The organism is Micromonospora sp. NPDC049374, assembly GCF_040677165.1.
GTDB lineage: Bacteria > Actinomycetota > Actinomycetes > Mycobacteriales > Micromonosporaceae > Micromonospora.
On the sequence record NZ_JBFAQH010000012.1, the window covers coordinates 1 to 16,205 of the forward strand.

14 protein-coding genes and 1 pseudogene are annotated in these 16,205 nt (G+C 69.6%); 7 read left to right on the top strand and 8 right to left on the bottom strand.

The features are described from left to right. Positions 1 to 234 precede the first annotated feature (234 nt). Positions 235 to 1,110 (bottom strand): biotin--[acetyl-CoA-carboxylase] ligase, encoded by an 876-nt coding sequence (locus AB0J93_RS19890; protein WP_363923785.1) that lies wholly within the window; start codon positions 1,108 to 1,110, stop codon positions 235 to 237. 75 nt (positions 1,111 to 1,185) lie between these two features. Here AB0J93_RS19890 and AB0J93_RS19895 point away from each other — a divergent pair, with 75 nt between their 5' ends. Further along, positions 1,186 to 2,769 (top strand): acyl-CoA carboxylase subunit beta, encoded by a 1,584-nt coding sequence (locus tag AB0J93_RS19895; protein WP_363923786.1) that lies wholly within the window; start codon positions 1,186 to 1,188, stop codon positions 2,767 to 2,769. Between the two features lie 54 nt (positions 2,770 to 2,823). Here the strand turns inward: AB0J93_RS19895 and AB0J93_RS19900 are convergent, their stop codons facing one another. The 3 genes from AB0J93_RS19900 to AB0J93_RS19910 form a co-directional block, all read right to left on the bottom strand. Then, the gene (locus AB0J93_RS19900) at positions 2,824 to 3,675 is read right to left on the bottom strand and encodes a hypothetical protein (RefSeq protein WP_363923787.1); all 852 of its coding nucleotides are present in this window, start codon (positions 3,673 to 3,675) and stop codon (positions 2,824 to 2,826) included. After that, on the bottom strand, positions 3,668 to 4,168 hold the full coding sequence (locus AB0J93_RS19905; RefSeq protein WP_363923788.1) for a SigE family RNA polymerase sigma factor: 501 nt from the start codon (positions 4,166 to 4,168) through the stop codon (positions 3,668 to 3,670). Before AB0J93_RS19905 ends, AB0J93_RS19900 begins: the two co-directional genes overlap by 8 nt. Positions 4,169 to 4,238: 70 nt before the next feature. Continuing rightward, the gene (locus AB0J93_RS19910; RefSeq protein ID WP_363923789.1) at positions 4,239 to 4,979 is read right to left on the bottom strand and encodes a M50 family metallopeptidase; all 741 of its coding nucleotides are present in this window, start codon (positions 4,977 to 4,979) and stop codon (positions 4,239 to 4,241) included. A 312-nt stretch (positions 4,980 to 5,291) separates the two neighbouring features. Here AB0J93_RS19910 and AB0J93_RS19915 point away from each other — a divergent pair, with 312 nt between their 5' ends. Continuing rightward, entirely contained in the window at positions 5,292 to 6,041 is a 750-nt protein-coding gene (locus AB0J93_RS19915) for a GH25 family lysozyme (protein ID WP_363923790.1), read from the top strand. Between the two features lie 200 nt (positions 6,042 to 6,241). Here the strand turns inward: AB0J93_RS19915 and AB0J93_RS19920 are convergent, their stop codons facing one another. Both AB0J93_RS19920 and AB0J93_RS19925 read right to left on the bottom strand, forming a co-directional pair. Beyond that, on the bottom strand, positions 6,242 to 6,478 hold the full coding sequence (locus AB0J93_RS19920; protein WP_363923791.1) for a hypothetical protein: 237 nt from the start codon (positions 6,476 to 6,478) through the stop codon (positions 6,242 to 6,244). 1,210 nt (positions 6,479 to 7,688) lie between these two features. After that, positions 7,689 to 9,059, bottom strand: a pseudogene (locus AB0J93_RS19925) (serine/threonine-protein kinase); the annotation flags it as partial. A 91-nt stretch (positions 9,060 to 9,150) separates the two neighbouring features. Between AB0J93_RS19925 and AB0J93_RS19930 the strand changes: the two are divergent. From AB0J93_RS19930 to AB0J93_RS19950, 5 genes are all read left to right on the top strand, one after another. Further along, entirely contained in the window at positions 9,151 to 9,363 is a 213-nt protein-coding gene (locus tag AB0J93_RS19930; RefSeq protein ID WP_363923792.1) for an acyl-CoA carboxylase subunit epsilon, read from the top strand. A gap of 119 nt (positions 9,364 to 9,482) precedes the next feature. Beyond that, a complete protein-coding gene (locus AB0J93_RS19935) occupies positions 9,483 to 9,989 on the top strand; it encodes a hypothetical protein (RefSeq protein ID WP_363923793.1) in 507 nt (168 codons plus the stop codon). A gap of 1,351 nt (positions 9,990 to 11,340) precedes the next feature. Next, complete coding sequence (locus AB0J93_RS19940; protein ID WP_363923795.1) at positions 11,341 to 12,519, top strand: S8 family serine peptidase; 1,179 nt, start codon at positions 11,341 to 11,343, stop codon at positions 12,517 to 12,519. A gap of 277 nt (positions 12,520 to 12,796) precedes the next feature. Beyond that, positions 12,797 to 13,453 carry a nucleoside triphosphate pyrophosphatase gene (locus AB0J93_RS19945; RefSeq protein ID WP_363923796.1) on the top strand — a complete coding sequence of 219 codons (657 nt, stop codon included), beginning with the start codon at positions 12,797 to 12,799 and terminating at the stop codon, positions 13,451 to 13,453. Positions 13,454 to 13,462: 9 nt separating this feature from the next. After that, positions 13,463 to 14,116, top strand: a complete 654-nt coding sequence (locus AB0J93_RS19950) for an O-methyltransferase (RefSeq protein ID WP_363923797.1) — start codon at positions 13,463 to 13,465, stop codon at positions 14,114 to 14,116. Positions 14,117 to 14,322: 206 nt separating this feature from the next. Here the strand turns inward: AB0J93_RS19950 and AB0J93_RS19955 are convergent, their stop codons facing one another. Together AB0J93_RS19955 and AB0J93_RS19960 are read right to left on the bottom strand one after the other, a co-directional pair. After that, the gene (locus AB0J93_RS19955; protein ID WP_363923798.1) at positions 14,323 to 15,078 is read right to left on the bottom strand and encodes an ABC transporter permease; all 756 of its coding nucleotides are present in this window, start codon (positions 15,076 to 15,078) and stop codon (positions 14,323 to 14,325) included. Between the two features lie 17 nt (positions 15,079 to 15,095). Further along, complete coding sequence (locus AB0J93_RS19960; protein ID WP_363923799.1) at positions 15,096 to 16,055, bottom strand: ATP-binding cassette domain-containing protein; 960 nt, start codon at positions 16,053 to 16,055, stop codon at positions 15,096 to 15,098. Between the last annotated feature and the right edge of the window lie 150 nt (positions 16,056 to 16,205).

Consider the following 16,205-nt stretch of genomic DNA (forward strand, 5'->3'; position numbering starts at 1 on the left):
GACGTGTGCTCTTCCGAACACCCCCCCCGCCCCCCCCGCCCCCGCCCCCGCCCCCGCCCCCGCCCCCGCGATCTTGCACTTACGGTCGCCGTAGTGCCCCTTTTGCACCTCTTTGATCCGACCAGAAGTGCAAGATCGCGGGGGCAAGGGGGCGGGGGCGGGGCGGGGGCAAGGGGGCGGGGCGGGGCGGGGGCAAGGGGGCGGGGGGGTGGGGGTGGGCGGGTTGGGGGTCGGTCAGCGGAGGTGGCGGATGTCGGCGGCGGCGAGGGGGCGCTGGCCGGTGGGGGTGGTGAGGAGGAGTTGGCCGTGGGGGTCGATGGTGGTGGCGGTGCCGGTGAGGGTGGTGCCGTCGGGGAGCAGGGCGCTCACCTCACGGCCGATGGTGCCGCAGGCCGCCAGGTACGCCTCGCGCAGACCACTGGCCACCGCGTCCCCACCGGCATCGCGCCACCGCGCGTACCAGTCGGCGACCGAGCGGAGCAGGGCCCGCAACAGCGGATCCCGGTCGGTTGCCGCCGCGCCGGCCAGTTGCAGTGAGGTGGCCGGCAGACCGGTCGGCGGCTCGGGCAGTTCGTCGGCGCGCAGCGTCACGTTCAGCCCGATGCCGAGGACGACCGCGGGCGGGTCACTCAGCCCCGGCCCGGGCACGCCCTCGGCGAGAATCCCGGCGCACTTGGCGCCCCCGATGAGCAGGTCGTTCGGCCACTTCAGGGTGGCGTCCAGCTCGGCCAGCAGCGCCACCGCCTCGACAAGTGCCACACCGGCCAGCAACGGCAGCCAGCCGTACCCCGCCGGTGGTGCCGGCGACCAGCCACGCACCGGCACAGCCTCGCCGGGCCGCAACAGCACGCTGGTGGCGATGCCGGCACGCGGCGGCGACTGCCAGACCCGCCCGCGTCTGCCTCGGCCGGCGGTCTGCCGTTCGGCCACCACGACCAGGCCCTCCGGCTCCCCGGCCCGCGCCGCCTCGGCGACGTCGGCGTTGGTGGACCCGGTCTCCGTCCGCAAGTCCAGCCGGGACCACGGACCGTACGGCGCCACAAGCGCCCGACGCAGCCGGGCCGCCGACAGCGGCGGGCGGTCCAGATCGGTGTACGGAGAACCCGGCACGTCACCAGCCTACGGGTAGCCCGATGAGGCGAAGTGCACAGCAGCGGTGGCCTGAACCATCGTTATATTCCCAGGGTGACTACCGAGACCGGGACCAACATCCACAGCACCGCGGGCAAGCTGGCGGACCTGGCACGAAGGGTCGACGAGGCGGTGCACGCCGGGTCGGCCCGCGCCGTGGAGAAGCAGCACGCGCGCGGCAAGAAGACCGCCCGGGAGCGCATCGAGATGCTGCTCGACGAGGGGTCGTTCGTCGAGCTGGACGAGTTCGCCCGGCACCGGTCCACCAACTTCGGGCTGGACCGGACCCGCCCCTACGGCGACGGGGTGATCACCGGTTACGGCACCATCGACGGCCGGCAGGTCTGCGTCTTCGCCCAGGACTTCACGGTCTTCGGCGGCTCCCTCGGCGAGGTCTTCGGCGAGAAGATGGTCAAGGTGATGGACCTGGCCATGAAGATCGGCTGCCCGGTCATCGGCATCAACGACTCCGGCGGCGCCCGGATCCAAGAAGGTGTCGCCTCACTCGGCCTCTACGGCGAGATCTTCTTCCGCAACGTCCGCGCCAGCGGTGTCATCCCGCAGGTCTCACTCATCATGGGCCCGTGCGCCGGTGGTGCGGTCTACTCCCCCGCGGTCACCGACTTCACCGTGATGGTCGACCAGACCTCGCACATGTTCATCACCGGACCGGACGTCATCAAGACCGTCACCGGCGAGGACGTCGGCATGGAGGAGCTGGGCGGCGCCCGTACCCACAACAGCCGCAGCGGCAACGCGCACTACCTGGCCACCGACGAGGCCGACGCGATCGACTACGTCAAGGCGCTGCTGTCCCACCTGCCCTCGAACAACCTGGACGAGCCGCCGGTCTTCGACGCGCCGGCGGACCTGGAGATCAGCGACGCGGATCGGGAACTGGACACACTGATCCCCGACTCGGCCAACCAGCCGTACGACATGCACCGGGTGATCGAGCACGTGCTCGACGACGGGGAGTTCCTGGAGGTTCAGCCGCTCTACGCGCAGAACATGGTGGTCGGCTTCGGTCGGGTCGAGGGCCGCCCGGTCGGCGTCGTGGCCAACCAGCCGATGCACTTCGCCGGCACCCTGGACATCGCGGCCAGCGAGAAGGCGGCCCGCTTCGTCCGCACCTGCGACGCCTTCAACATCCCGGTACTCACCTTCGTGGACGTTCCCGGGTTCCTGCCCGGCACCGGCCAGGAGTGGGACGGCATCATCCGCCGGGGCGCCAAGCTCATCTACGCGTACGCCGAGGCCACCGTCCCGAAGGTCACCGTCATCACCCGCAAGGCGTACGGCGGGGCGTACGACGTGATGGGCTCCAAGCACCTGGGGGCCGACCTCAACTTCGCCTGGCCGACCGCCCAGATCGCGGTGATGGGCGCGCAGGGGGCGGTGAACATCCTCTACCGGCAGGAGCTGGCCACCGCCGAGGATCCGGCCGCCGTCCGTGCCGAGCGGATCGCCGAGTACGAGGACACCCTCGCCAACCCGTACGTGGCCGCCGAACGCGGCTACGTCGACGCGGTGATCCCGCCGCACGAGACCCGTACCCAGATCGTCCGGGCGCTGCGGGTGCTGCGTACCAAGCGGGAGACCCTGCCACCCAAGAAGCACGGCAACATCCCGCTCTAAGGGCCACAATCGGAGGGGCCGGCCTCGACCTCCGGCTCCTCCACTGGCGCGTGGTCAGCAGGGCGGGTTCGCGGCGACGCAGAGCCGGTCGGCTGCCACGACAGCCAGCCGGCGTAGCTCCCGTTCCGTGCCGTCCCGGCCCAGACCCATCACCGTCACCAGGTCGCCGACCCGCACCACCGCGGTCCTTTCAAGCTGGCCCGGCTTCCGGCTCTCGCCGGTCTCCAGATTCCGCGCCTCCGTGATGCTGTGCTGGATCACCATCGCCTGATCACCGACGAAGTCGCGGGCGATCACCTCCCACCGGTGGTCGGCCTCGGCCGCAACGACCTGATCATCCCAGAGCATGTCCCCTCTGGACCGCCAGTTCGCGCACGGGGCGAGCAACGCATCGATCCGAGCGAAGATGCGGTCGGCTACCTGCGGAGCGAGCCGGTAGACGGCCTGACTGAACACCTCGTCGGCCGGGAGACGCTCGGTAGCTGGCCGCAGCAGCGTCTGCGAGCGCGAGTAACGCGACGGCTCCCAGTCGGCGCTCAGACCCTGCTCCTGGTGACAGGCGAGCAGCACGTAATCGATCTGCACCGGTTCGCCCAGGCCGGACTGACCGAGCGGCGGGCCGGTCTCGACGGGAAGGTCGCCCGGCTGCACCATGGCGTACCGGGGGATCTCGGCGGACGGGACCGGAGTGGTCGGTCCGGCCAGCGGGGCCACCGGTGGTGGTGCGGCGAGATCCTTCGTGACGACGACGGAGGCGGCAGCCACCATCACTACGGCGACGGCCGCTCCCACCGCCGCACGCCTTCGGCGGCGGGTGCCTTGCTCCCGCAGTTCCGCCGGCTCAGCCCAGCGGACCTCCCGCAGGTCGTGGTGCATCCGCTCAAGGAACCTCATCTCGTCAGGCACCGGGAGCCTCCTCCAGATCAGAGACGGCGAGCAGCCCGGCGAGCGCGGCACGCCCCCGGGAAAGTCGGGCCTTGACCGTGCCGACGGGGGCTGCGGTCTGCCGCGCCACCTCGGCAACCGGCAGTCCAGCGAGGTAGTACAGCGCGATCGCGACGCGTTGTTCCTCGGGAAGCTGGCGCAGGGCGGCGACCACTTCGACGGTGTCGGTGGTCGGTGCCGGCACGCTGTCGACGGTGCCGTGCCGCAGGTAGGCCCGGGCGCGGCTGCGCAGGCTGCGCCAGCGGCTGACCGCGATCCGGGCCGCCACCACGCGTACCCACGCCTCCGGGTCGTCGTAACCGCCCACGCTTGACCAGCGCTGCCAGGCCCGGATGAACGCCTCCTGCACGGCGTCCTGCGCCTCGGTGAGGTCACCGGTCAGCACGTAGACGTAACCGAGCAGCCGCTGCCGGCTGCCCCGGTAGAACTCGTCGAACCCCTCGACGTCCGCCACCCGCACCTCCCCGTACCTGACAGAGCACACGCACCGGGGGGTGGGGCAGGTTGCCGCCCGGCCGACGAAATCAGGTGAGGCCGGCCTCGGCGAGCAGCGGGCCGGCCAGCATCAGGCCGCCGGTCACCAGCACGGCGAGGTTGGCCAGACCGAAGAGGACCACCCAGAAGAACGCCGGCAGCGGGGTGATCCCGGCCAGCTGGTCGGCGTCGGAGGCCGGCATTCCGCGCCGCGCGCGCAGCCGCTGCAATTCCACCACCGGGCGTACGCCGCCGAGCAGCAGGAACCACACACCGGTCCAGGCGAAGGCGGCCTGCACCTGTGGGCTGGCGTACCAGGAGACGACGAGCACCGCGCCACCGGTCACCACCAACGTCAACGCGCCGTAGAGGTTGCGGATCATCACCAGCATGGCCAGCAGCAGGAGCACCGCGATCCACAGCAGCAGGGTGATCCGGTTGCCGGCGAGCAGCCACGCCCCACCCAGGCCCACCAGGGGCGGGGCCAGGTATCCGGCGAGCAGGGTGAGCACCATGCCCGGGCCGGTGGGGCGGCCGGCCGACAGGGTCAGGCCGGAGGTGTCCGAGTGCAGCCGGATGCCGTGCAGCTTGCGCCCGGTGAGCACGGCGACAAGCGCGTGACCGCCCTCGTGGGCGATGGTGATCGCGTTGCGGGCGATCCGCCACGGCAGCCGGGTGACGACGACGAGCAGGGCGACCAGGCCGGTGAGCACCACCAGTAGTGGCGGTGGGTCGGGCTGCGCGCCGAACAGGCGGTCCCAGAACTCGGTCATGCCCTCGATCGACACCATGAGGCGGGAGCCTACCGCTCACCTTCCGCCGTGCACCTTGGGCCGGACGACAGTTCCGGTGTCGGTTCCGGGCCAACCGGTCGTATCGTGTGAGACCGACCGGGTGGCGATCGGAGCGGGAGGTGAACGCCGGCGAGACGTTCACCCTCGCCGAACCGTTCCGCTGGCAGATCGATCCGGCCACGCTGCGTTGATCGCCAGGTGGGTCGTCGCCACAACCAGGACATTGAAAGTTATCTTGGTACCCCTTGCCCTGGCAGACGACAGCCTTCAAAGATGTCTGTCTATCGACAGTCGTCTCAGGAGGACGCCATGGGTCGGACCAGATCGCTGCGCCGGCTGACCGCCGCCGCAGTCGCCGTACTCGCCACCGCTGCCGCCGGGCTCGTCGCCACCGCGACCCCGGCCGCCGCCGCCACCGTGCCGGGCATCGACGTCTCGCGCTACCAGGGCACCATCAACTGGACGAGCGTCCGCAACTCCGGCATCCAGTTCGCCTTCATCAAGGCCACCGAGGGTACGAGCTACAAGGACCCGAACTTCAACACCAACTACGTGAACGCGTACCACGCGGGAGTGATCCGCGGCGCCTATCACTTCGCCCGGCCCAACATCTCCTCCGGCGCGGTCCAGGCTAATTTCCTGGCCTCCAACGGCGGTGCCTGGTCCGCAGACAGCCGCACCCTGCCGGCCGCGCTGGACCTGGAGGCCAATCCGTACAGCGGCGGATACTGCTACGGCCTGAGCACCACCGGCATGCGCAACTGGGTGCAGGACTTCCTCAACACCTACCGGTCCCGCACCGGCCGCTACGCGGTCATCTACACCACCACCAGTTTCTGGAACCAGTGCACCGGTTCCTGGAGCGGCCCGTGGAACAACCACCCGCTGTGGGTGGCCCGCTGGTCGTCCTCGGTCGGCGCGTTGCCGGCCGGCGCGCCGTTCTGGAGCTTCTGGCAGTACACCGATTCCGGCAGCGTCCCCGGCATCAGCGGCGGCGTCGACCGCAACTACTGGAACGGCGACCGCAGCCGGCTGATCGCACTGGCCAACAACACCTGACGTACGCCGCGACGGCGGGCCGACGTCCTTCGCTCGGAGCGGACGCCAGCCTGCCGTCGCGCCGTCCGCGACGCCCCGCCGTCACGCCGACTGCCGACTGCCGACTGCCGACTGCCGACTGCCGATCATCGCCGGACGTGTGTGCGGTGGCGGCCCACCGCCCCGCAATCGCAAACGACCCGGAACGGCCGCCCGCGTTCTCAGGCCCGTCGCCGGGCGGCCAACCCGACCGGCACGTTCATCCCCGGCCGGCGGGACACGGAGCCGCGGCGGGTGAGGTGCCAGCCAGCGAACGCGGCCCCGGCGAGCGTCACCAGGCTCAGCATGGTCGCCAGCACCGCGACTCCGACGGTGGCGACCAGCAGTACGACGTTGCCCAGCACCACGGCCGTCCACAGTGCCAGCCGGGGCCGGGCGTCCCTTCCTCGGTAACCCATCTCGGGCCTCCCTTCCGTCGTCGGAGATCAGGTACCCCGGACGGCGAAGGGCCATGCCTGTCGATCAGTCCTGACGGTCCGGCACGAACTCGCGGAAGATCATCTCAAAGTCATCGAGTCGGGCGTCCCACTCCCGGTTCGGCACCTCCCAGCGCAGGGCAAAGCCGCGATTGCTGGCGGGGACGAAGGCACGGTTGCGTACCCGGAGTTCGACGCCGTCGCGCTTCTGGTACCAGTCCCAGTCGGCGCAGGTTCGCCACTTGCAGTCGAACGACGAGATGCCGATCAGCCGATAGTCCTGCACGCCACGAACGTCCTTCCGGTCCGGCTCGATGCGTTTCCAGTCTGCCTCGGCATCGTCCTTTGGCGTGTCGGTCCGGTCGATGAGCAGCAAGCTGACGCCGTTCGGATCCCGGTAGGTGACCGAGGTGCGACCAGCACTGCGTCGCCAGCCGTCCGGTACCGGCAGTTTGAAGCCCACCGCGTCGGTTCGCAGCGTCCAGCCCTCGGGTAGACCACCGGCCGTTTCCGAGGCGCTCGGCGAGGCCGACGGGCTGGGCGAGGCCGACGGGCTGGCTGGCGGATCGCTCGGTGGCGGGGCGGCCGGATTGGAACTGGTCGGAGCCGGTGCGCTGCTGGTGTCGGCTCCGCCCGTCGGTGTCCCGCCGTCCTCGTCGCCACTGGTGAGCAGCGGCACCGCCACCACCAGGCCGAGTAGCAGCAGCGCCACCACGGCACCGACGAGCACGGCACGCCGGGTCCGCTCCGAACGGAACTGCCCGGCCTTGAAGACCGCGCCGCGTGCCGGGGCCGGGCTGACCGGTGCCGCCGGCAGGACAGAGGTCGACTGCGACGTCCTCCGCGTGCCGTCGCCCGCCGGCACAGATGTTGCGCTACCCACAGTGGCCGCGCTTATCGCCGCCTCGGTCTCCGTTGCGCCGTGACCTGCCGAAGCGGTCTGACCCGCCGGCACGCCCTCCTCCGGGTGCGCCGCGCTGGCCATCGCGCCGTCGTCTGTCGCATTCGGTGCCGCGTCGGCACCGGCATCCGTCTGGTCCGTCGGGTCCGAGTCGGTCCGGTCGCCGAGGGCGGTCTCGGATCCGGCCTGCTCGTTGGGCGGCGCGGGCTGCCCGTCGCCGGTGCCGCTTCCCGACGCTCCGCCAGCCGCAGCGACGGTGCCATCCCCCGGCGCTCCGGCATCCGCAGCCACCGTCGAGGCGGTGCTGTCTCCCGGTGCTCCGGTTGCCGCAGCTGTGGTCGAGGCGGTGCTGCTCCCCGGCGCTCCGGCTGCCGCGGCTGCGGTCGAGGCGGTGCCAGCAGCGGCAGCCAGCGCGGCGTCCCGGTTGCCCGACGGCGAATCGGTCGAGGGCTGTCCGTGATCCGAAGCGTCCGCTCGCCCGGCCTCTGCTGGGCTGGTCGATGAGACCTTTGCGGTCGGCGCGACATCGGCGCCGCCGTCCGGGCCGGCGACCTTCGCCGTCGGAGCGGCACCGCCACCGTCCGGGCCGGTGACCTTCGTCGTCGGGCCGGCGTCCGAGCCAGGCTGATCACCGGTCGAACGGTCCAATGTGGATCCGGCGGCCGCAGCACCGCCGGCCAGTAACCCGGAGGTGGGTGGCGTGCGGGGCGCGGGCGGGGTGACGGGGGTCGCCGGCCGCTCACCGGACGGGCGCGGTGCCGGCACCAACGGCGGGCGCGGCTCGCGGGGCCCGTTCGGCCCCGGCCGGCGTACGCCGTCGAGCAGTGAGATGCCCCGGGCCCGGCGTCCACTGGCCCGGCGCAGCATGCGCTCGGCCGACTCGGCGGTGATCCGCTCCTGCGGATCCTTGCGCAGCAGCCCGGCGAGCACCTGCTTGAGCGGGCCGGCGTTGCGGGCCGGCGGTACCGGCTCGGTGGCCAGCGCGGCCAGGGTGCTGATCGCGGACGGGCGTGCGAAGGGAGACTTGCCCTCCACGGCGGCGTACAGGGTGGCACCGAGCGACCACAGGTCGGCCTCCGGGCCGAAAGTGCCGTCGCGGGCACGCTCCGGCGCGATGTACGCGGGCGAGCCGAGCACCATGCCGGTACGGGTGACGTTCGGGTCACCGGGGATGGTGGCGAGGCCGAAGTCGGTCAGCACCACCCGACCGTCGGTGCCGAGCAGCACGTTGCCGGGCTTGACGTCGCGGTGCATGATGCCGGCCTTGTGTGCCGCCTTCAGCGCGTTCAGGACGCCCAGACCGATCTCCACCGCACGCCCCGGTGACACCGGACCGTCCTCGGCGATGGTGTCCTGCAGCGACCTGGATGCCACGTACTCCATGACGATCCATGGGTCGCCGTCGGTGCGGAGCACGTCGAAGATGCGTACCACGTTGATGTTGTTGAGCCGGGCGATGGCGCGTGCCTCGCGCAGCGAGCGCTCGCGCATCTCGCGGCGCTCGTCGCTGGTCAGGCCCGGCGGCGGAACCAGCTCCTTGATCGCGACGTCGCGGTGCAGCACCTCGTCGCGCGCCTTCCATACCCGACCCATGCCGCCCTGACCGAGCGGCGAGAGGAGCCGGTACCGGTCGGCGACGAGTTGGGGGGCAGCTTCTGACATCGCTGAGACGGTACCCGGCAGCGCAGACGGTCACACCGCCGGCACGCCACTGTCCGATGAAGGTCAGCCTCTCCCCGCGTACCCTGAGGTCATGTCTGTCGAAGAGCCGCTGTTCCGGGTCGTGCGCGGCGTGCCGACCGCCGAGGAACTGGCCGCGTTGGTGGGCGTGATCGCCGTGCGGTCACGGCCGGCGGCCCGGCCCGCGCCGGCCCCGGCGTCGGTCTGGGCGCGCAGCGGCCGCCCGGCGAGCGCGGCGCTGACGCCCGGTGCCGGCGCGTGGCGCACTTCCGGCCTGCCTCGCTGAACCAAGCTGGTACGCGGCGCGCTGCCGGAGGCGGCCTCGGACTGCCAGGGCTGCCGGAGGGGGCGTTCACCGTCTAACCTCACTCAGGGGAGCGAGCCCGTGACAGATTGGGAGGGCCGATGATCCCTGAGGTGGATCGACAAGCGTCCTGGCTACGCGGTTCCGGGGGCGTCGAGGCCGACATCCGTCAGCTACGAGACTTCGCCGAGCAGCTGCGCGCCGAGGTGGAAGGCAGTTACGCACCGCACCTGCGGTACATCGCCGACGACATGCTCACCACCGTGCCCAACCCGGCCGACGCGTTCATCGAGCTGGTGCACTTCATGCGTAGCCATTGGGAAACCCAACAGGCGACGACCAACGCGGTCTGGGGCGTCGGTGACGCCACCGGCCAGCTTGCGGAGGCAGCCAAGCTCGTGGCCGAGCAGTACGCCGACACCGACGCCTTCTCCGCCGCCCGCGTAGCCGACGTCCACCGAGCATTCGGGCAGCACGCCACGCCGCTCGCACCGGCCGTCGACGAGACGCGCGAGCAGACCGGCACGCCGCCACCTGCGGCCGTGGCGTCGCCATCGCTCGCCGACCCGACCGGCACCGACAACACCGGCCCGGTGGTGGTGCCGTGAGGGAACCGGGTGTCGGCCGCAGCGGTCTGACCGAGTGGCATCTGATGAACGTGGCCGACATGTGGGCCTGTCTTCAAGGCCACCACACCGACAACCACTGGCGTCACGTCGCAGGCTGGCGCAAAATCGCCGAGCTGGCCGGCCAGCATCTCGGCCGGCTGAGAACCTACCGCGACCGCCTCGCCCAGGCCTGGCCGCCCGAGACCAACGCGGCCTCCCACGCCTACCTCGCCAAACTCGACGAGCTGATCGAGCAGGTGCAACGCACCCACGACGCCGCCGCCACCAACCAGACCACACTGTCCGCCGCGACCCAGGCCCTCAGCAGCAGCCGAAGCACAATCGAAAAAATCTACGAAGAATACGCCGACAAGCTGCAACAGAAGCGATCCTGGGAACAAACCGCCGCCGATCCGAAAGCCGCCGCCGCCAGCCGGGCCATTCAGCCGCCGGTGACAGACTCCGACCTGGAACGGCTGAACATCCAAGCCCGCAACGTCATGTACGGCCTCAGCACCGAACTCCAACAAGCCCAAACCCTACTCCGCCACCCACCCCCCACAACCCGGACCAACATCCAGGCGAACGATCCTGATGTTTATGCGGCCGACGTCCAGGTTCCCGTTATCCCTCCGATCGTTCCGATACCGACCGCCACGGCTGCGCCACCGGCTACACGTTTTTTGCGTTCACCCTCAATAAAACCTAGAGCAACCCACACAGTAGGTCCCATCCTGGGCTCGGCAATCCCAGCTTCGTCCTCCGCAAGTAACTCCCCACTCGCCGATACAGCCGCTGCACCTTCGAACCTCCTAGCCAGCGCCGATCCTCATCCAACGCCATTGTCGGGCGTCAGCGGAAGACCGACGGCCCCAGAGGACGGCCGACACCATCAAAGCTCTTCCGACAGACGGCCACCAACAGCTGGGGGGCCCAGCTCAGCCCGCTCGATACCAACCGGCGGCCTGATCGGCGGGCCATCTGCCGTGGGTCTTGGTCATCCGAAGTCACACAATGCACCCGCCAGGCCGACTCACTTATTCGGCGGATTGATTGGCGGCGGAGCAGCAGGAACCGCCCCCACCGGGGGAGCCGGTTCCAGACCAAGCGGGGGCAGAGGTTTAGGGGGAACGCCTCTGCTTCCACCCACCGGTAGCCCACCCGGCAACCTCCATGTGACAGGCTTGGGTGAACGGCAGGGGCTAACGTCACGGCCAACCCCTGGCGACACGGACACACGAACATGGGACCCGGACAATCCGTGGGCCACTGCAAGTGGAGTTGCCCCAATAGTTGAGCCGCCAGAAGACGATGGGCCAATCGATCCCGGACCCGCCATCGGCCTAAATAGGTGAAAAGCTACCTTGCATTCTTTACGGCGTTGTCGCTCCTCACGACAGTTGTCGTTTTGCAGACACTGAGTGCACCCTTAGCCCGCATACAAGAAAAGCCGACACTAGATGGCGCTGATCGAATCCGCAGTGACCAGTGGCATCTTCGATATCTTGAGGTCGAGAAGGCACACAAGCTCAACCAAGGCGAAGGTTCCGTCGTCGCCGTACCCGACACGGGAGTATTTCCTCATTCGGATTTGCGGAACAACCTACTTCCAGGCGCAGATGTCATCCCAGGCGGGGAAGGAGACGGCAGACAGGATCGAGACAGTCACGGAACAGCGATGGCCGGGCTGATTGCAGCTCACGGCAGAGGCGCTACCATCGGCGCCCTTGGCGTCGCCCCCAAAGCCAAGATTCTTCCTATATTTTGCACGCCAGCGCACGGAGTAGGCCATCCAGACGCACTTGCCGATGCTATCGATGTTGCGGTCGACGGAGGGGTCGACGTTATCAGCATCTCCAGCGTAGGCGGCACCAGCCCTAAGCTAATTCGAGCACTCGGTGTGGCCATCGCAGCAGATATAGTAGTCGTCGCAGGCGTCGGGAATAAGACTAGCGATTCAAGGGTAGGCTATCCAGCGTCGCATCCTAGCGTCATTGCGGTCGCCGGAATTGATCAAAAAGGTAATCACGACCCCATCTCAGTCACAGGTCCGGAGATAACCCTGGCGGCACCCGCTGCCGACTTATACAGCACGAGCTATGACGGAGGTTACTCAAGAGGCACGGGGACTTCTGGGGCGGCGGCGATTGTGGCGGGGGCGGCAGCCTTGGTTAGGGCCAAGTATCCGTACCTGCCGGCTGACGAGGTGGCTCATCGGCTGACCGCGACTGCGATTGACAAGGGGCCGCCGGGGCGGGATGACCAGTACGGCTATGGGGTGATCGACCTGGTGGCGGCGCTGACGGCAGACGTACCGCCGAGGGGTTTTGAGCCGGTGCCGACCGCCTCGCCGGACGGAACTAGCCCTACCACGGCGGCGGCTGATGGGCCGCAGGCTGACGGGGGGCGGGCGGCGACAGTCCGCGGCCTGGTCACGTTGGGGCTGCTGGTGGCGGCGGGCGGCGCTTGGGCCCTGTTGATCCGTCGTCGACGCCGCTCCGATGATCCGCCGCCTCGGGTCACTCGCTGACGCATCAGGGTCGCGCCTCTCTCTGCGCGTCAGGGTTTAGCTCGATCGGATCGCGGCTGCACATTGTTGTTTGCCTGATATTTCAGAGGGACATGATCATGTCGCCACGAAATGTCTTCTCAGAGTCCTGTTCTATCTTGCTGGGCCGGGCCGGCCGCGGTGATAGGCCGAGGGCGGCCAGGAAGGGCCCGGGCGTGCGCGCTGCGGGGTGTGTGGGTGGCGTGGCGACGGGTGGTGTGCGGCGTGGCGTACGCGGGCGGGCGGTAACGTCGGCGGGGTGCCTGATGCCCTGCCGCTTCGCCTCGTGCTCGCCTCGGCGAGCCCTGCCCGCCGCAAGTCTCTCCAGTCTGCCGGGATCGAACCGGATGTACTGGTCAGCGGAGTCGACGAATCGCTCGTGGTGACCGAGCGGGCGGAGGATCTCTGCCTCGAATTGGCCCGGCTCAAGGCTCAGGCCGTACTGGGTCGGCTGCGCCCGACCGACGATGAGCGCACCCTTGTGCTCGGCTGCGACTCGGTGCTCGCCTTCGACGGGGAGATTCTCGGCAAGCCCGACAACGAGGCTGACGCTACCCGGCGGTGGGAGCGCATGCGCGGGCGTAGCGGGGTGCTGCACAGCGGGCACTCTCTCGTCGACATCGTGGCCGGGCGACGCGCCGAGGCGGTGGCCTCCACTGTGGTGCATTTCGCCGACGTCAGCGACCACGAGATTGCCACCTATGTCGCCACCGGCGAACCGCTGGCCGTGGCCGGCGCGTTCACGATCGACGGATTGGGCGGGCCGTTCGTGGAGCGGATCGAAGGGGACCCGGGGACAGTCGTCGGGCTTTCCCTGCCATTGTTGCGGAGTCTGCTGGCCGAGTTGGATCTGCGGATCACCGATCTCTGGACGAAGGTCGCGCCTGGTAACCAGATCGTCGAACCTCTCGGTTAGGTTCCGAGCATGACGCTGAAGTCGATTCCGCTCACCGACGACCTGCACCGGTATCTGGTGGCGCACGGCGCCCCGCCGGACGATGTCATCAGCGACCTGGCGCGGGAAACGCTGGCGCTGCTTCCCGAGCACGCGTCGATGCAGGTCGCGCCGGAACAGGCCGCCTTCCTGACGTTTCTGACCCGGCTGCTCGGCACCCGGCAGGCGGTGGAGGTGGGCACCTTCACCGGGCTGTCGTCGCTGGCGATCGCCCGAGGGCTGACCGAAGGCGGACGGTTGACCTGCTTCGACATCTCGGAGGAGTACACGAGCATCGCCCGTCGGTACTGGGCGCGGGCCGGTGTCGACGACCGGATCGACCTGCGGATCGGACCGGCCGGTGACACGCTTCGTGAGTTGCCGCACGAACGGTACCTGGACTTCGCCTTCATCGATGCCGACAAGACCGGGTACCCGGTCTACTGGGCCGAGTTGGTGCCTCGGATGCGGCCCGGTGGGGTGATCGCCGTCGACAACGTGCTGCGTAACGGTCGGGTGGTGGCACCGCAGAGCGCCGACGACCGGGCGATCGCCGCGTTCAACGAGGATGTACTGGCCGACGTACGGGTAGATGCCGTGATGCTGCCCATCGCCGACGGGCTGACCCTCGCCCACGTGCACTGACAACCGACGACGGAGGGCGTCGGTCCGCTCCGGTTGCGGCATGTCGCGGCATCCCGCTGCCGGGAGACCCCAACATGCCGCAACCCGTCCATCGAGTCGACCGAGCGGGCCGCCCGCCGGCCGAACCGGCCCGGGCGAGCCGGCCGGGGCGAGTGGGCCAGGCCGGCGGGGGCCAGGCCGGCGGGGGCCGGGCGGGCGGGCCGGGGTCAGCGAACGCTGCGGGCGAACTGGCGGGCGGCCCAGTAGACGCCGGCCGCAGCGAGCACCGCGATGATGGCCAACCCCTGCCAAACCCGGTCGTTGCCGATGTCGCCGTTGAACAGGGCCCGGGTGCCGTCGACCGCCCAGGAGAACGGGTTCCATTTGGCGACGCCCTGCAACCAGCCTGGCGCGAAGGCGAGCGGGAGCAGGATGCCGGAGAGCAGCAGCACCGGCTGCGCCACCGTGTTCATCAACGGAGCCAGGGCGTCCTCGCTCTTCACCTTCAGCGCGACACCGTAGGAGACCGCCGAGGTCATCAGCGCGATCAGGGCGAGCATCAGGTACGCGAGCAGCAGGTCGCCGATGAACACGCGCAGGTCGAACAGGAGCGCGAGCAGCGTGATGATGACGGCCTGGGTCATCAGCGACACCACGTCGCGCAGCGACCGGCCGAGCAGCAGGGCGAGTCGGCTGACCGGGGTGACCCGGGAGCGTTCGATGACCCCGGCCCGCAACTCGGCGATGAGGCCGAAGCCCTGGAACAGGCCACCGAAGATGGCCAGCAGGACCAGCAGACCAGGCACGAAGATCTTGTACGCCTCGGCCTGGGTGGATGCGCCCAGCGCGGGCTTGAGCAGCGGGGCGAAGAGCAGCAGGTACATCACCGGTTGGAAGATGCCGACGAAGACCCACACGGGGTTGCGCAGCAGCAGGTGCAACTGCCGTTGAAAGATCAGCCAGGTGTCGCGAGCGAGCTTCATGAGATCTCCGGATCGGGTCAGGACTCGCGCAGCGAGCGGCCGGTCTTGGTGAGGAAGACGTCGTCGAGGCTCGGGCGGTGCAGCTCGATCGACCTGAGATCGAGCCCTGCCGCGTCGACCCGGCGCAGGATCCGCGGGATGGCCGTGGCGCCCTCGTCGACGAAGAGCCGCAGCCCGCCCTCGTCGAGCAGTTCCAGCCGGTTGACGTACTCCTCGCCGTCGAGCAGTTTCTCGGCCTCGCCGGTGGCGGTGACGTCCAGACCGACCTGGACCACGTCGCCGGAGATCTCCCGCTTGAGGTCGGTCGGCGTGCCCTCGGCGACCACCTCGCCGTGATCCATGATGGCGATGCGGTCGCAGAGCGCGTCGGCCTCGTCGAGGTAGTGCGTGGTGATGAAGACGGTCATCCCGTCGGCGCGCAACCGGCGGATCTCGTCCCACATGTGTGCCCGGCTCTGCGGGTCGAGCCCGGTGGTGGGCTCGTCCAGGAAGACGATCTTCGGCTCGTGGATGATGCCGAGCGCGATCTCGACCCGGCGCCGCTGGCCACCGGAGTACGTCTTGCACTTACGGTCGGCGAACTCGACCAGCTGGAACGCCTCCAGCGCCCGGACGGCCCGCCGCTGCGCCTCGGCCTTGCCGATGCCGTACATCCGGGCCTGGAGCACCAGTTCCTCGCGGCCGGTGGACTCGTCCCAGGTGCTCCCGCCCTGAGCCACGTAGCCGATCCGGCGACGCACCTCGCCCGGGTCCTTGAGCAGGTCGGCGCCGGCGATGGTGGCCTGGCCACCGTCCGGCTCGATAAGTGTCGCAAGCATCCGCAGCGTGGTGGTCTTGCCGGCACCGTTCGGGCCGAGGAACCCGAAGATCTCACCGGCCGGCACGTCCAGGTCGACACCGCGTACCGCCTCGACGGTCTTCGTCTCCCGACCGGCCCGGCTGCGGAACGACTTCCGCAGCCCTCTGGTCTCGATCATGTCCTGCTCCCCGCTCGTGGCCTTCGTGTCGGCCATCATCGTCACCGGCACTCGACCACATCGGTACGACACCACGCCGCTCAATTAACGCGTCCGGACAGTGCGCCATCCCACACTGAGCGATCGTTAGGGCCATCGGGGTGACCGATA

Excerpts from the sequence above, each read along its gene's own strand:
- AB0J93_RS19910 (WP_363923789.1), bottom strand. The coding sequence starts at position 4,979 with ATGGTGTCGATCGAGGGCATGACCGAGTTCTGGGACCGCCTGTTCGGC.
- AB0J93_RS19915 (WP_363923790.1), top strand. The coding sequence starts at position 5,292 with ATGGGTCGGACCAGATCGCTGCGCCGGCTGACCGCCGCCGCAGTCGCC.
- AB0J93_RS19920 (WP_363923791.1), bottom strand. The coding sequence starts at position 6,478 with ATGGGTTACCGAGGAAGGGACGCCCGGCCCCGGCTGGCACTGTGGACG.
- AB0J93_RS19930 (WP_363923792.1), top strand. The coding sequence starts at position 9,151 with ATGTCTGTCGAAGAGCCGCTGTTCCGGGTCGTGCGCGGCGTGCCGACC.
- AB0J93_RS19935 (WP_363923793.1), top strand. The coding sequence starts at position 9,483 with ATGATCCCTGAGGTGGATCGACAAGCGTCCTGGCTACGCGGTTCCGGG.
- AB0J93_RS19950 (WP_363923797.1), top strand. The coding sequence starts at position 13,463 with ATGACGCTGAAGTCGATTCCGCTCACCGACGACCTGCACCGGTATCTG.
- AB0J93_RS19955 (WP_363923798.1), bottom strand. The coding sequence starts at position 15,078 with ATGAAGCTCGCTCGCGACACCTGGCTGATCTTTCAACGGCAGTTGCAC.
- AB0J93_RS19960 (WP_363923799.1), bottom strand. The coding sequence starts at position 16,055 with ATGATCGAGACCAGAGGGCTGCGGAAGTCGTTCCGCAGCCGGGCCGGT.